The sequence below is a fragment of the Blattabacterium cuenoti genome, from assembly GCF_014252335.1.
GTDB classification, from domain to species: domain Bacteria; phylum Bacteroidota; class Bacteroidia; order Flavobacteriales; family Blattabacteriaceae; genus Blattabacterium; species Blattabacterium cuenoti_AL.
In genome coordinates, this window is sequence record NZ_CP059218.1 from 340,229 (window position 1) to 355,889 (window position 15,661).

Below are 15,661 nucleotides of genomic sequence, written 5' to 3' on the forward strand. Positions count from 1 at the left end.
AATTTTTATTTTGAATTTGTGAAAACTAAACAAGGGTCAATACAAAGATAATAAATAATATACAATCCTAAATTGAATAAAAAAAATGTTTAGTTTTTATATAGAAAAAATTCTTCATATTTTTTAACTGTAAATTGATATTCTTTTTTTGTATTATGAAAACAAAAAATCAACAAAAAAAAAATCATTTTGTTAATGCAGTTATCAATATAACTAATTATGGATATGCCTTTGTTGAGGTTAAAGGATTAAAAAAAGATATTTTTATTCCAAAACATAAAACTAATCATGCCATAGAAGGAGATTTGGTTTATGTAAAATATTTTATTCATAAATCAAATAACAAAATAGAAGGTGAAGTTATAAAAATAATAAAACGAAAAAGAAAATATTTTGTAGGAATCTTAAAAATTAAACCTAAATATGGAGTAGTTATTATACACAATAATACTATACATATAGATATTGTAATTACTAAAAATCAACTAAAAGGATATTGTAATGACGAAAAAGTTTTAGTAAAACTTATTTCATGGCCACAACATTCAAAACATCCTTTAGGTAAAATTATTAAAACCTTTGGAGTTGTTGGAAAATATAACACAGAATTTTATTCTTTATTAGAAGAATATAACATTTCTTATGAATTTTCTAAAAAAGTAGAAAAAGAAGCTAAAAAAATTGCAAAAGAAAATCAAAAAAATTTGCAAAATAGAAGGGATATGCGAAATATTAATACTTTTACTATAGATCCTCTTGATGCAAAAGATTTTGATGATGCACTTTCCATTAGAAAATTACATTCCGATATATGGGAAATAGGAATTCATATTGCAGATGTTACTCATTATGTAAAAGAAGGAAGCGTATTAGATAAAGAAGCTTATACTCGTGCAACCTCCATTTATTTAGTTGGTAAAGTTATTCCTATGCTTCCAAAAATTTTATCTGATAATCTTTGTTCTTTACGTCCAAAACAAGATAAACTAAGTTTTTCATCTATTTTTAACATAGATAAACAAGGAACTATACTAAAAAGTTGGTTTGGTAAAACAATTATAAGATCAAAAAGACGATTTACTTATGAAGAAGTACAAAAAATTATTGATGAAAAAAAAGGTGACTTCTATGAAGAAATACATACTTTATTTTGTTTTTCTAAAAAACTTATACAAAAAAGATTAAGTAATGGATCCGTAATATTAGATAAGTTAGAATTAAAATTTAATTTAGATACACAGAATAATCCTATTAATATATATTTTGAAAAAAATAAAAAAGCACATTCTCTAATAGAAGAATTTATGTTATTAGCAAATAACAAAATTTCTGAATTTGTTAGTTTAACTTCTCAAGGACTACCATCAAACAATATATATATTTACAGAGTTCATGACCAACCAGATATGAAAAAATTACTTATTTTAAAAAAAATCATCAAACCACTGGGATATTCTTTGAATATTAATAAAAATAATATTAAAAAATCTATTAATCAATTGTTAAAAAGTATACATGGAACATCTGAAAAAAATATGATTGAAAATTTAATTCTTCGTTCAATGAGTAAAGCAAAATATACTACTCAAAATATAGGTCATTATGGATTATCTTTTCTTTATTATACTCATTTTACTTCTCCAATTAGAAGATATTCTGATATCATGGCTCATCGTTTGCTGAATCACTATTTAAATGATAGAGACAAACAACAATTACAATTAACAGAATATTACGAAAAAAAATTGATTTATTGTAGTAATAAAGAACGTATTGCTGTAGATTTAGAAAGAGAATTTACAAAATTTTTACAAGTAAAATACCTTAAGCAATTTATTGGAAATACATTTGAAGGTATTATTACTGGTTTTACTGATTGGAATATGTATATTGAGTTACTACTTTTTCAAACAGAGGGAATAATACGATTAAAAGAGATTCAAGACGATATATACATATTAAATTCAGATAAATATAGTATAACAGGAGAAAAAACAAAAAAAATTTTTTATTTAGGAGATAAAATTGTAGTAAAAATTAAAAAAGTGAATTTAGAGAAAAAACAAATTACTCTAGATTGGATTATTTCTTAAATCTTAAATAGTAAATAATAAATAGTTTGATCAAACTCGTACAGAACTAGGAACAAATGTTGTATAATCACCTCCATTTTGTATAATGTCTCTTACAATACAAGAATTAATATAAGATTTACCATATGAAGATAACATAAAAATAGTTTCTATAAAATACTTATTATCTAATTGTTTATTTAATTGTTTATTAGAATAATACAGATTTTTTTCGAATTCAAGATCTAATTGATTTCTTATTCCTCTTAATATAAAATTAGCTTTTTTTTTTATACAAAAAGAAATTGCTAATCCTGTAAATAACTCAATTTCTATATTAACAAAGTTTAAAAATGTTTTTTGTACCCATTCTTTTCTCCTGTTCAAAGAAAACATATTTTTTTTTTCTGTATTATTACCAATAGCTATAATAATTTTATCAAATAAATTTAAAGATCTAATAACAATATCATAATGTCCTAAAGTAATTGGATCAAAAGATCCAGGAAATATAGCAATTTTATTCATAACATAAAACAATACAATACATTTATTATCATAAAATCTACAACAAATTACAACATAAATGATTGGTTATTATTATAAATACCACCCCCCACCCTAATAATGGCAGCACAATGCACAGTGTTTGTTAATTATAATAATGCAACATAATGCTAATCAAGTATATAATAATTATTGCTTATTTAATTAATATAAAATTATGAATATTAAAATATGTATAAATCTATAAACAATTAACATAATAACTCCGATTAAGTGTATACAAAACAAAATCAAAAAATAAGTTTCTTCTTCCGATATTTTATTTTTTATTCTTGGATCTTCTTTTTTATAGGTATTTTTTCTTTATGTTTCATTTTTTATGCTGCATATAAAGGATACTTGGGGGTCTTGCCTAGCACAAAAGATATTGAAAATCCAATTATGGCAGTTGGATCAGAAGTCTATGATTATAACGGTATTTTACTTGGAAAATTTTGTTCAGAAAATAGAATTATAATTAGTTATAAACAATTACCAAAACATCTTGTTAATGCACTAATAGCAAAAGAAGATATTAGATTTAAATTTCATTCCGGAATAGATGCAAAATCTTTGTTTCGAGCTATCCTTACATTTGGAAAAAAAGGAGGAGGAAGTACGATAACTCAACAATTAGCAAAATTACTTTTTACTGGACCATCTGCTAAAAATAAATTACATAGAATTCATCAAAAATTATTGGAATGGGTAATGGCAATAGAATTAGAAAAACGTTATACAAAAGAAGAAATTATAACAATGTATTATAATAAATTTGATTTTTTATATAACGCAAAAGGTATAGAACAAGCTTCAAATACATACTTTAATAAAAAAGCATATGAATTAAATTTAGGAGAATGTGCCACTTTAGTTGGAATGTTAGAAAATCCTTCTTTATTTAACCCCAAATTAAATCCTAATAGGTCAAAAAAACAAAGAAATAGAGTTTTATATAAAATGAAAAAATATCATTTTTTAAATCAAGAAAAATATAACAAAGAATTAACAAAACCTATAAAAATGCACTTTAGAATCCAAAAACATAATTTTGAATTATTAACTTATTACGGTGATTTTTTGAAAAAAGAAATTAAAAAAGCATTAACTGATTATGAAATGAAAACGGGTCTACAACTAGATGTATATTCTAGTGGATTAAAAATATATACATCTATTGATGCGAAAATGCAAAATTATGCGGAACAATCAGTAAAACAACATCTTAAAAAATTACAAATAATATTCGATCATTCTCAAAAAACGAATACAAATGCCCCGTTTTTAAATATTAATCAAAAAAAAACTAATAGAATTATTTTATCTGCTATTAAAAGAACAAACTTTTATCAAATTCTTAAAAAACAAGGACTTAACGAAAAAAACATAATAAAACAATTGAAACTACCACATAAGATAAAATTATTTACTTGGAATGGACCAAAACAAGTTTTCATGTCTCCATGGAATTTTATTCGTTATCAAAAAAAAATTATTCAAGCTGGGTTATTATCTATCGAACCACAAACTGGATATATTAAAGCATGGGTAGGTGGTATCGATTTTAATTATTTTCAATATGATCATGTAGCAAAAACACAACGTCAAGTAGGTTCTATTTTTAAACCAATTTTATATGCTTCTGCAATTAAAGAATTGCATTATAATCCTTGTACTCAAATTTCTAATGATAAATTCCATTTTGGAAAATGGACCCCTAAAAATTCAAATGGAAAATATGGTGGATCTATAACTTTAAAAGATGGATTAGCTTATTCCATCAATACTATTTCAGCTAGAATTATGGAAAAACTTTCTCCAAAACCAGTTATAAATTTAGCAAAACAAATGGGAATTAAATCTACAATTCTAGAAAATCCTTCTATTGCACTTGGATCATCAGATTTAACTTTGTATGAAATGACTGGTGCTTTTAATACATTTACAAATTATGGAATTTATGTTAAACCAAGTATTTTAATAAAAATTGAAGATAGATATGGCAAAATCATTACAACAGAACATATAAATTTCATTAGTAGAAACCAAGTGCTTAGCGAAGAAGAATCATATATAATGTTAAAATTAATGCAAGGTGTTATACAATATGGAACTGCTAAACGATTATATAAATATTATAATTTGTCAGGAATAGATATTGCAGGAAAAACAGGAACTACTAATAATAATTCTGATGGATGGTTTATTGGCATGGTACCCAATTTAACTACTGGAGTATGGGTAGGATGGGAAGATAGAGATTCTCATTTTAATAATATTATATTAGGACAAGGTGCACATATGGCATTACCAATATGGGCTTATTATATGAATCGTTTATATCAAGATAGTAATATGATTTATAATGAAAACATTTCTTTTCATAAACCAGAAAATTATTATGATTATTGGTATCAATGTTATGAAAATACATTGGAACACCATCAATCAAATAATCCAAATGAAAACGATAAATCAAATAATCCAAATGAAAACGATAAATCAAATAATCCAAATGAAAACAATCTACCAAATCATCTAAATGAACACGATAAATCAAATCCAAATAACAAGGGAAGGGAAACAATGAATAAAATTTTACAAAACATTATAAAATCAATTTAATATACAGATTTTAAATATCTTTTTTCTAATTTCATTCTTCTTATAAATTGATATGATTGATCTGAAGAAATCATTCCTACTGTTTTGATAATCATTGAGATTATATTTTCAACTTCTATACTCATAGGATCCTTTTTCCCACAAACAAATATATATGCTCCCTGATTAATCCAATGAAAAAACTCTATTCTATTGTCCCATATTTTATGATGTATATACACCTTTTTTTTTTGATCTCTAGAAAAAGCTAAACTTAAACGATTTAAAATACCTTTTTTTTTCCAACGATATATTTCTTCTTGATATAAAAAATCTTTTTGAATTGATTGATTACCAAAAAATAACCAATTTTTACCAGGCGCATTGATGAATTCTCTTTCATATAAAAATGAACGAAAAGGAGCTATTCCAGTTCCTGTTCCAATGAATATGATATCTTTATTAGATTTTGGTAATTTAAAAATTAAATTTTTACATATATAAAAATATACTGATTCTCCATATTTTAACTTAGAAATAAAATTTGAACATAATCCATATTGTATTTTGCCATTTGGTTTTGTTATAAAATTATTACGTGATACGGTAATATGTATTTTTAAATTATGAATCTTAGGATAAGAGGAAATAGAATATAATCTTGGTTTTATTGGGTCCATAATTTTAAATAAATTATCTATAATATATTGATTAATAACAATAGGATATTCATTAATAAGTTCTATAAAATTCCAAATTCTATTATTATCAATTGATTTTTTAACCAACATAGAATATCGTTCTAACATCTTCTTAGAAAGACAAAATATATTTACATTTTTTTTTAAAATGTTAACAATTTTCTGTTTGTTATATTGATTTACAAATAAAGTATTATTAAATTTATGCATCAAATTAATAATTTTATATACTTCATATAAAGGATTTTCTGCTAGTATTGCTATTGAATCTCCTGGAATATAATTTATGTATTTATTATCCTTAGATGAAATTAATATTTCTACATGATGAATGTCTTTATTAAAATTACTTATTAATTTATTTTTTACAACAATTCCATGATATTGTTTCATGTTTTAAAATAAATCTTGTACTGATAAATATCTTTCACCTGTATCATAATTTAATGTCAAAATTATTGATCCCATTGGAATTGTATTAAGTTTGTTGTGTATAGCAGATAAGACAGCACCTGTAGAAATTCCTACTAATATTCCTTCTTTTTTTGCAATTTCTCTAACAAAATAAAATGCATTTTTTTTAGATACCAATAACGTTCCATTTAATATTTTAGTATTCAAAATACTAGGAATAAATCCGGCTCCTAATCCTTGTAAATCATGAGTATTTGAACATCCTCCAAATATAACTGGAGATTCTTCAGGTTCCACAGAAAATATTTGTATTTTAGGAAATTGTTGTTTTAATTTTTCTCCTATTCCAGTTATGTGTCCACCAGTTCCAACTCCAGTAATCAAATAATCTATTCCATTTGGAAAATCTTCTATAATTTCTTTAGCAGTATTATTCTTATGTGTTTTTGTATTATCAATATTATCAAACTGTTGTGGCATCCAAGAATTAGGATATATTTTCACTAATTCATTAGCTTTTTGAATAGCACCATTCATCCCTTGTTCTTTAGGAGTAAGAACAAATTTAGCTCCTAATACAGATAATAACTTTCGTCTTTCAAGACTCATAGATTCAGGCATAACAAGTATAATTTTATACTTTTTAACAGCAGCAACTATAGATAATCCTATTCCAGTATTTCCAGAGGTTGGTTCTATAATTAAATATCCTTTTTGTAATATTCCTTGTTCTTCAGCATGTTCTATCATTGATAAAGCAATTCTATCTTTAATGCTACCACCTGGATTATTTTTTTCTAATTTCATCCAAACTTCATGATATGGAAACAGTCGAGAAAGTCTGACATGTGGTGTATTTCCAATAGTTTGCAAAATACTATCTACTTTCATATTATTTAATTTTATATTTATTATATCATATCACATAATTAATAGGATCTGGAAAAGGACTATTATCTCTCATTTTAATTTTATTTGTTTGATATACAATAGAACAAGGAGGAATACTATTTGTTACCCAAACATTTCCACCAATAATACTATCATGTCCAATCACTGTGTTCCCCCCTAAAATTGTTGCTCCAGAATATATAATCACTTGATTTTCTATTGTGGGATGTCTTTTTTTATTAGCTAATTTTTTAGCTACTTGAATAGCACCTAAAGTCACTCCTTGATAAATTTTAACTTTATCTCCAATTTTTGTGCTAGATCCTATAACAATTCCTGTTCCATGATCTATAACAAATGCTTTTCCTATTTTGGCAGATGCATGAATATCTATTCCAGTTTTACTATGCGCATATTCTGTTATCAATCTAGGAAGTATTGGAATTTTTAACATCCATAATTGATGAGCAATTCTATATAATGCTGTTGCAAAAAAACCAGGATAAGATAATAATATTTCTTCTATCGATTCAGCCGCAGGATCAAAATTTAATATTTCATGAGCATCTATCATCAATGTTTGATATAATTTAGGAATAATTTTAAAAAAACATTTCGATTTGTTATGAGCCTCTATTTTAGATAGATTCATATTATTCAAAATATAAAATAGTCTTTCTTGTAATTTTTTATAATGTTTTATCAAGAAATTAATATTTTGTAAGAAACTTGTACTTGTATCGGTAATAAAAAGAAAATGAAATAAATCTTCTACAAATTTTTCTGATTGTGTTTTATTTGGAAAATAACATTTAATTTGTTGTTTTTTATTAAGTTTTTTTAAAAAATCTAAATCATACGTCATAAATAATCAAGTTATCAATTATAACCTATAAAGATTTATAAAAATATATAAAATTTTTTATCTTTCTTATCAAAACCAATTTATATGAAAAAAATATCCGTAAATCATCCAATAGTAGAACTTGATGGGGATGAAATGGCAAGAGTAATCTGGAAATATATTAAAGACTATTTTATATATCCTTATTTGGATATTAAAATAATCTATTTTGATCTTTCTATAAAAAATAGAGATTTTACAAATGATACAATTACTATAGATGCTGCTAATGCAATTAAAAAATATCATGTTGGAATCAAATGTGCTACAATTACTCCAGATCAAGAAAGAATGAAGGAATTTAATCTAAAACAAATGTGGAAATCACCTAATGGTACAATAAGAAATATAATTGATGGAACCATATTTAGAGAACCAATTATAACAAAAAATATTCATAGTGTAATTCCAAATTGGAAACATCCTATTTGTATTGCTCGTCATGCGTATGCAGATCAATATCAATCAATTGAGTTTCGTGTAAAAGAAAAAGGAAAATTATACCTATCTTTTGTTCCAGATGATAATAATAAAATTTCACAACAATTTGAAATTTTTCACTTTGACAATCCAGGAGTGAGTTTGGGAATGTATAATACTGATAAATCTATACATCAATTTGCACGTTCTTGTTTTTTATACTCTATTAAAAAAAAATATCCACTTTTTCTGTCAACAAAAAATACTATACTAAAATCATATGATGGTAGATATAAAGATATTTTTAACACTGTATATCAACAAGAATTTTTGTATAGTTTTAAAAAACTACATCTTACTTATGAACATCGTTTGATTGATGATATGATAGCATATGTTATTAGATCTAAGGGTGGATTTGTTTGGGCATGTAAAAATTACGATGGCGATGTTCAATCAGATGCAATTGCTCAAGGATTTGGATCATTAGGGATGATGACCTCAGTATTATTAAATGGAAATATTTTAGAAGCTGAAGCTGCACATGGAACAATTACAAGACATTATAAACTATATAAAAAAGGTCAAAAAACATCAACTAATCCAATAGCATCTATTTTTTCTTGGACAAATGGATTAAAACATATAGCTATGTTAGACAACAATAAAAAGTTAAAAATTTTTTCTGAAAAAATAGAAGAATCATGTATAGAAGTTATAGAATCTGGCAAAATGACTAAAGATTTATTTAAATTAGCTTATAATGATAATAAACTAAATAATAATCACCAACCAAAAATAAATAATCATTATTTAGATACAGAAACTTTTTTAAATGTAATTAAATCTCATTTGGAACAAAAATTAGATCTTTTTTAAGATTTTCATAATATGTTGTCTAATATTTTTTCTTTTCAACTTTATCCACAATTTATCGTCAAAATTTTTTATAAAAAAAATATGTTTAGGTTGCCAATATTTTTTATATCCTGTAAACAAATAATGTGGTATTTTAAAATCAAAATAATTACCTTCTATCAATAATAAAATTTTTTCTCCTAACATTTTATCTGAAATTGAGGAAATGAGAAATTTTTTATTATAAGGTAACAAATATGATATTTGTTTTTCTACTAATTCAGGACTAATTTTAATTCCACCACTATTAATTATATTATCATATCTTCCTATCCAAATAAATTCCTTTTTAGAAATGAAATGTACAATGTCATTGGTTTGTATTGAATTATTATAATACATTGTATGATAGTGAATTTTGAGACAATGTCTGTGATCCAATTCTAAATTTATATTGTTTAATAATAATGTATAATAATTACTTTTGTTCAATCCATTAGCTTTTCTTATTGCTATAGAACCTGCAGTTTCTGTTAATCCATAAGTATGATAACAATTTGTTGAAACTGTTTGTAATTGTGTTTCTAAATTACCAGTGATTTCTGATCCTCCTATCAAAAGAATTTGTATTTTATGTAATTTGTTAATGCTATACCAAACTTGCATAGGTACCATAGAAGAAATATCAAAATAAGCTTCAATATTTCGTAATGGAGTCGACGACGGTGGAATACAATATATTTTCCATTTAAAAATCATAGAACGAATTAAAAATATTTTACTAGCAATATATTCAGGAGATAAACATAAAAGTCCTAATATATTGGTTCTATTTAATTTTAAAAACATTACCAAACTCTTAGCAGATTCATATATATATCTTTTGTTTAGAATAATATTTTTTTTTATACCAGTAGTTCCAGAAGTACAAGTCATGAATATTGGAAATGGATTATTCCAAATATTTATAAATGATAAAATAGATTCTTTCCAAGAGTATAAATCATGATGTGTATCAATTATGTTAGTAAATATTTTATTATATTTAAAATCAATAAATATTCCATTATCTAAATTAAATTGATTATGTTCCATGTTTTTTGATCATATTTACAAAATAAATATCCATTTTTCATGGTTAATGGCAATCTAATATCATTCACAAAATGTTGTGTAATCAATCCATGATGAATAGGTAGTAGGTTATCATTCATTTTTTTATTAAACACATAATATAACCATTGAGATATAACATTCATTCCTATTGTAGTTTCTAAAGAAGAACTCACTTTCCAATTAATGTGTCTTTTTTCTGCTTCTAATATCCATTCTTTGACTCCATTAAACCCCCAATTTATATTGGGTCTTAATACTATATATTTAGGATTGATTATATCTAATAAGTTTTTTTTTTTAGTTATTTCATTCACTGAAAATAATTCTTCATCTAATGTAATAGGAATTTTAGAATTTTTACAAATTTTTGACATTTCATTCCAATTTTTAGATTTAATAGGTTGTTCAATAGAATGAATAATCTTAATTTTTTCTAATTTTTTAATATAACATAAAGCAATGTCATAATTTTTAAAACATTCATTTGCATCAAGAATGACTTTTATTGCAGGATATGTATCACTTATTTGTTTTAATGCGTTATATTGATCATCAAAATATTTTAAATTAATTTTAATTTTAAATGATGAAAATCCCAAATTATATTTTAATTTAATTTTATGTATTAAATCATTTACGTCTTTATTTAACCATATTACATAATTTATAGGTATTCCCTCTTGTCCTATTGTAAATTTAGATTTATAAAAAATTGGAAATTGTTTTTTTAATCCTAATAAAACTTGTTCTAAACCAAATAAAATGGATGAATAATTAATATAATTATAATAATAACATATTTCTTGTTTTTGAATCAAATTTATTCTTTGTGAAAGACATAATAATTCTTGTTCATATTTTGCTAAATTATTTTCTTCTATTATAGGGTTACATTCTCCTATACTAATTTTATTTTTTACTTTTATAACTAAAAACCAAATCACGCATTTATGAAATATTCTTTTTGAATTTATAATATTTTTTTTAAAAAAAAATATCTTTTTTTTTAAAAAAGATTTCATAATATTAAATCAATATTTTTTCACCAGTTTTTAATAAAATAAGTTGTTTTCCTTTTTTAGCAAATTGATTGGTCACAATGTTATTATCAATTTGAATATCAGAAAAAGTATTATAATGGACTCCTAATATTTTATTAGATTTTAATAGTTTAGAAGCTATTATCGCTTCTTCGTAATCCATAGTATATTTACCACCAATAGGTAAAATAGAAATATCTAATGTTACAAATTGAGGAATTAACATCATATCATAATGCAAAGCAGTATCTCCAGCAAAATATATATTTTTTTTGTCTAGTGTAGATAATAAAAAACCACCTGGATTGCCTCCATAAGTTCCATCATTGAACATACTAGAATGAGTTGCCCAAATATATTTAAGTTTTCCAAATGGAAAATTAATAAATGATCCATAATTGATTCCATAAGTTATCAATCCTTTTTTTTCAAAAAATATTGATATTTCATAATTTGATATAATGGTTGAGTGATATTTTTTTGCAAAAAATTCTACATCACACACGTGATCAAAATGTGCATGACTTACTAAAATATAATGGATTACATCAATATGATTAAAATATTTATGATAATCATGATGTTTTAAAATAGGATTAGATGATAAAAAAGGATCTATTAATAAATAAAATTTATCTATTTTTAATAAACAAGTACTGTGTGATAAAAATTGAATTATCATAATGATATTATAATTTTATAAATTTATAAATAACATCCAATTCCAATGCTGATAGTATAAAAAACTATTATTGCAATTAATTTTTTTAATTCTAAATTAAAATCTTGAATTTGGTTGATTTTTAATATACAATTAATATGATAAATAAATAATAATATTACCAAGATAAATAATATCCATTGATAACAATTATTTTGATTCATTATGATAAACATCATTCCTAATATGATAGATATTACAATGGATATAATATGATATATTTTAGCATATTTTTTCCCTAATAAATTAGCTATAGTTAATTTATAATATTTTAAATCTTTTTCTATATCTCTAATATTATTGATATTTAATACAGATACATTCATCAATCCTATTGATAATGATAATAAAAATACATCTAACGATAGTCTATTTGTATATAAAAAATAACTTCCATTAATAGAAACTATTCCAAAAAATATCATTACAAATAAATCTCCTAATCTTCTATATCCATATGGATTATGTCCGATAGAATAATTCATTGAATTAGAAATACATATTAAAATACCTATAAAATATACAAAACAAATAGAAAAATTATTAATAAAACCAATAGAATAAATAATTAATATTAATCCAGATGAAAAAGATAATAAAGAAAATAATATTATAGCATTTATCATTTGTTTCAATGATATCTTGAAATTTTGATGTTTGTCTTGTATATAATCTCCATAATCATTAGATAAATTAGATAATATCTGTAGACATAATGCAGTTAATAAAGATAATAAATAAGTTATAACATCTCCATATCCCCTTGACTTAGCAATTAAAAAACTTACAGTCATTCCAGAAAATGATAAACATAAAGTATGTAACCGAATAGCATACATCCATTTATTTATTTTCATAAAAATTTTTTAAATTTTCTAAAATTTGGATGTCTTTTTTCTAAAAAAGCATTTTTTCCCTCTTGAGATTCTTCTGTAAGATAAAACATTAAAGTAGCATCCCCAGCTAACTGCATTAATCCATGTTGTCCATCTAATTCTGCATTTAAACATCTTTTAATCATTCTTAAAGACATAGGACTTCTGTTTTGAATTATTTTACACCAATTTAACGTTACTTGTTCCAAATCTTGTAAAGGTACTACTTTATTGACTAATCCCATTTGAAATGCTTCTTGTGCAGAATATTGACGAGATAAAAACCACATTTCTCTTGCTTTTTTTTGTCCTATAATCCTTGCTAAATATGAGGATCCAAATCCTCCATCAAAAGAACCAACTTTAGGTCCTACCTGACTAAAAATGGAATTATCAGATGCTATTGTTAAATCACAAACTACATGTAATACATGTCCACCACCTATTGAATATCCATTTACCATAGCAATTACTGGTTTTGGTAATTCACGTATTTTTTTATAAAAATCTAATATATTTAATCTTGGAATACCATCTTTACCAAGATAGCCACCTAATCCTCTCGTTTTTTGATCACCTCCAGAACAAAAAGATTTTTTACCATATCCAGTAATTATTACTATATCAATATCTGTTCTATTTTTACATATATTTATAGCATCAATCATTTCTTCTACTGTTTCTACACGAAAAGCATTATGGCATTTTGGTCTATTAATCTCTATTTTAGATATTCCTTTCCATAAAAAAAATCTAATATCTTTATATGTTTTTATTGGAATCCAATTTATATTTGATGAGTCCATATAATAAATCACATTGATGTTTACTATAAAATAAATAATTTTTTTTAACTATGTATAGAAATATATTTGCAGTTTTATTAGGCATTTTGTTTAGTACTGTTGGTCTTGTTTTTTCTATCAAATGGTTAAAAAAATGTTGTGTAGAAATCAAACAGATTCATTTAATAATGTATATACAACAACTATGTTTTTATTACAAATTTGATATTATATTATTATTAATTTTGTTGTATACTTTAAACATTATTTTAGGATGTTCTATTACAGCTTATATGGTATTAAATGCAAAAACTGCTTATTCTATATTAACAGGATCAATTATTATTATTATTCACTTGTTTTTATTATGTACAGTTTCTTATTGGTTGAAAATCATGATTATACCTATTATTTTTCAATTATCATATTTTAGTGGAGAATTTATCAAATTTTTACAAAAAACAAATTAAATTAACATATATAAAAATCCAGAGATATATCCTATTAAAGCTAAATAACTAATAGATTTTAAATACCAAAAAAAATTAATTTTTTCCATTCCCATTGCAGCAACACCTGAAGCTGATCCTATTAATAATAAACTTCCACCTGTTCCAGAAGTATACGCTATAAAATTCCAAAATTCATGATTTAATGGATAAGAAAACATAGATATCGTAGAAGCAACTAATGGAACATTATCTATAATAGATGATATTAATCCAAATAATAACGTAGTTTGTTTCCATGCAACTATAGAATGATTAATCCAATTTGATAATTGATATAATACACCAATTGATTCTAAAGAAGAAATAGATAGTAAAATACCTAAAAAAAATAATATACTAGCAAAATCAATTTTATTAAAAATTGTTTTTATAGAAATTCTTTGTTTAGGAATATTGAGTAGTGTATAGAACAAACTAAAAGTAAACATTATTCCCATATAAGGTGGAATACCTATTAACGTTTTTAATATTGGCACAATTAACATCATCAATAATCCAATTTGAAAAACAATAATTCCACTTTTTAATTCTTTTTTAGAAAAATTATTATTTTTTATTTTCAGTTCTCCATCAAAAATAGAATACCTGGATATTATCAAAGTTGATATACTCATACATAATATAGATGGAACAAATATTGTTTGTATTATATTATAAGTTGTTACTTTATTAGATATCCATAACATAGTTGTAGTAATATCCCCTATTGGGGACCATACCCCCCCAGCATTAGCTGATATTATAATAGAACCTAAATAATATAATCTTTCTTTATCATCTAAAATAATTTTTCTTAATAAAGTAATAATGACAATAGTAGCTGTAAGGTTATCTATAATTGCAGATAAGAAAAATGATAAAAAATTTATAATCCATAAAAAATTTCTCTTTGTTGTATTAGAAAACAATAAATTTTTTAAAGCATCAAATCCAGAATATATATCTATAATACAAATTATAGACATGGCACCTATTAGAAAAAAAACAATCTCAGAAATTTTTCCTATATGAAATAAAAGTAAATTATTAGGAGTGTTCCATGTTATTAAATTATTTTCTAATTGAAATACGGGAATTTGAAAATAAAAAATTATTCCCCATAAACAAGTTGCCATTAATATTGATAAAATTGATTTATTTAAAAATGTTAAATAATCTGCTGTTATTAATAACAAATATCCAATGATAAAAACTAAAATCAT

General features: G+C 23.6%; 14 protein-coding genes. 4 read left to right on the forward strand and 10 right to left on the reverse strand.

Annotated features, from left to right (window positions below; all coding sequences use genetic code 11):
- Positions 1-155: 155 nt before the first annotated feature.
- The gene (gene rnr / locus H0H37_RS01575; protein WP_185882225.1) at positions 156-2,093 is read left to right on the forward strand and encodes a ribonuclease R; all 1,938 of its coding nucleotides are present in this window, start codon (positions 156-158) and stop codon (positions 2,091-2,093) included.
- 30 nt (positions 2,094-2,123) lie between these two features.
- Here the strand turns inward: rnr and coaD are convergent, their stop codons facing one another.
- On the reverse strand, positions 2,124-2,600 hold the full coding sequence (coaD, locus tag H0H37_RS01580) for a pantetheine-phosphate adenylyltransferase (RefSeq protein ID WP_185882226.1): 477 nt from the start codon (positions 2,598-2,600) through the stop codon (positions 2,124-2,126).
- A gap of 252 nt (positions 2,601-2,852) precedes the next feature.
- Here coaD and H0H37_RS01585 point away from each other — a divergent pair, with 252 nt between their 5' ends.
- Positions 2,853-5,243 (forward strand): transglycosylase domain-containing protein, encoded by a 2,391-nt coding sequence (locus tag H0H37_RS01585; RefSeq protein ID WP_185882227.1) that lies wholly within the window; start codon positions 2,853-2,855, stop codon positions 5,241-5,243.
- Here the strand turns inward: H0H37_RS01585 and H0H37_RS01590 are convergent.
- From H0H37_RS01590 to H0H37_RS01600, 3 genes are read right to left on the reverse strand one after another with little or no spacing between them, the layout of a single operon-like run.
- On the reverse strand, positions 5,240-6,316 hold the full coding sequence (locus H0H37_RS01590; protein WP_185882228.1) for a flavodoxin domain-containing protein: 1,077 nt from the start codon (positions 6,314-6,316) through the stop codon (positions 5,240-5,242). The genes H0H37_RS01585 and H0H37_RS01590 overlap by 4 nt on opposite strands.
- A 3-nt stretch (positions 6,317-6,319) precedes the next feature.
- Positions 6,320-7,228 carry a cysteine synthase A gene (gene cysK, locus H0H37_RS01595; RefSeq protein WP_185882229.1) on the reverse strand — a complete coding sequence of 303 codons (909 nt, stop codon included), beginning with the start codon at positions 7,226-7,228 and terminating at the stop codon, positions 6,320-6,322.
- A 25-nt stretch (positions 7,229-7,253) separates the two neighbouring features.
- Positions 7,254-8,093: a serine O-acetyltransferase gene (locus H0H37_RS01600; protein WP_185882230.1), complete on the reverse strand. Its 840-nt coding sequence runs from the start codon at positions 8,091-8,093 to the stop codon at positions 7,254-7,256.
- Between the two features lie 84 nt (positions 8,094-8,177).
- Here H0H37_RS01600 and H0H37_RS01605 point away from each other — a divergent pair, with 84 nt between their 5' ends.
- Positions 8,178-9,431 (forward strand): NADP-dependent isocitrate dehydrogenase, encoded by a 1,254-nt coding sequence (locus H0H37_RS01605; protein WP_185882231.1) that lies wholly within the window; start codon positions 8,178-8,180, stop codon positions 9,429-9,431.
- Here the strand turns inward: H0H37_RS01605 and H0H37_RS01610 are convergent.
- Genes H0H37_RS01610 through menB form a run of 5 tightly spaced genes read right to left on the reverse strand, consistent with a single transcriptional unit; the run spans position 9,417 to position 13,968 of the window.
- The gene (locus H0H37_RS01610; protein ID WP_185882232.1) at positions 9,417-10,505 is read right to left on the reverse strand and encodes an AMP-binding protein; all 1,089 of its coding nucleotides are present in this window, start codon (positions 10,503-10,505) and stop codon (positions 9,417-9,419) included. The two genes, H0H37_RS01605 and H0H37_RS01610, sit on opposite strands and share 15 nt — an antisense overlap.
- Positions 10,481-11,548 carry an enolase C-terminal domain-like protein gene (locus H0H37_RS01615; protein ID WP_185882233.1) on the reverse strand — a complete coding sequence of 356 codons (1,068 nt, stop codon included), beginning with the start codon at positions 11,546-11,548 and terminating at the stop codon, positions 10,481-10,483. The genes H0H37_RS01610 and H0H37_RS01615 overlap by 25 nt, the downstream gene beginning before the upstream one ends.
- Before the next feature lie 4 nt (positions 11,549-11,552).
- Positions 11,553-12,248, reverse strand: coding sequence for a metal-dependent hydrolase (locus H0H37_RS01620; protein WP_185882234.1), 696 nt, complete (start codon positions 12,246-12,248; stop codon positions 11,553-11,555).
- Positions 12,249-12,271: 23 nt separating this feature from the next.
- Positions 12,272-13,144 carry a 1,4-dihydroxy-2-naphthoate octaprenyltransferase gene (gene menA, locus H0H37_RS01625; RefSeq protein ID WP_185882235.1) on the reverse strand — a complete coding sequence of 291 codons (873 nt, stop codon included), beginning with the start codon at positions 13,142-13,144 and terminating at the stop codon, positions 12,272-12,274.
- The gene (menB, locus tag H0H37_RS01630) at positions 13,141-13,968 is read right to left on the reverse strand and encodes a 1,4-dihydroxy-2-naphthoyl-CoA synthase (protein WP_185882236.1); all 828 of its coding nucleotides are present in this window, start codon (positions 13,966-13,968) and stop codon (positions 13,141-13,143) included. Before menB ends, menA begins: the two co-directional genes overlap by 4 nt.
- 50 nt (positions 13,969-14,018) lie before the next feature.
- Between menB and H0H37_RS01635 the strand changes: the two genes are divergently transcribed.
- Positions 14,019-14,417 (forward strand): hypothetical protein, encoded by a 399-nt coding sequence (locus H0H37_RS01635; protein WP_185882237.1) that lies wholly within the window; start codon positions 14,019-14,021, stop codon positions 14,415-14,417.
- On the opposite strand, the gene nhaD is transcribed toward H0H37_RS01635, so the two are convergent.
- Positions 14,414-15,661: a sodium:proton antiporter NhaD gene (gene nhaD / locus H0H37_RS01640; RefSeq protein ID WP_238785474.1), complete on the reverse strand. Its 1,248-nt coding sequence runs from the start codon at positions 15,659-15,661 to the stop codon at positions 14,414-14,416. The two genes, H0H37_RS01635 and nhaD, sit on opposite strands and share 4 nt — an antisense overlap.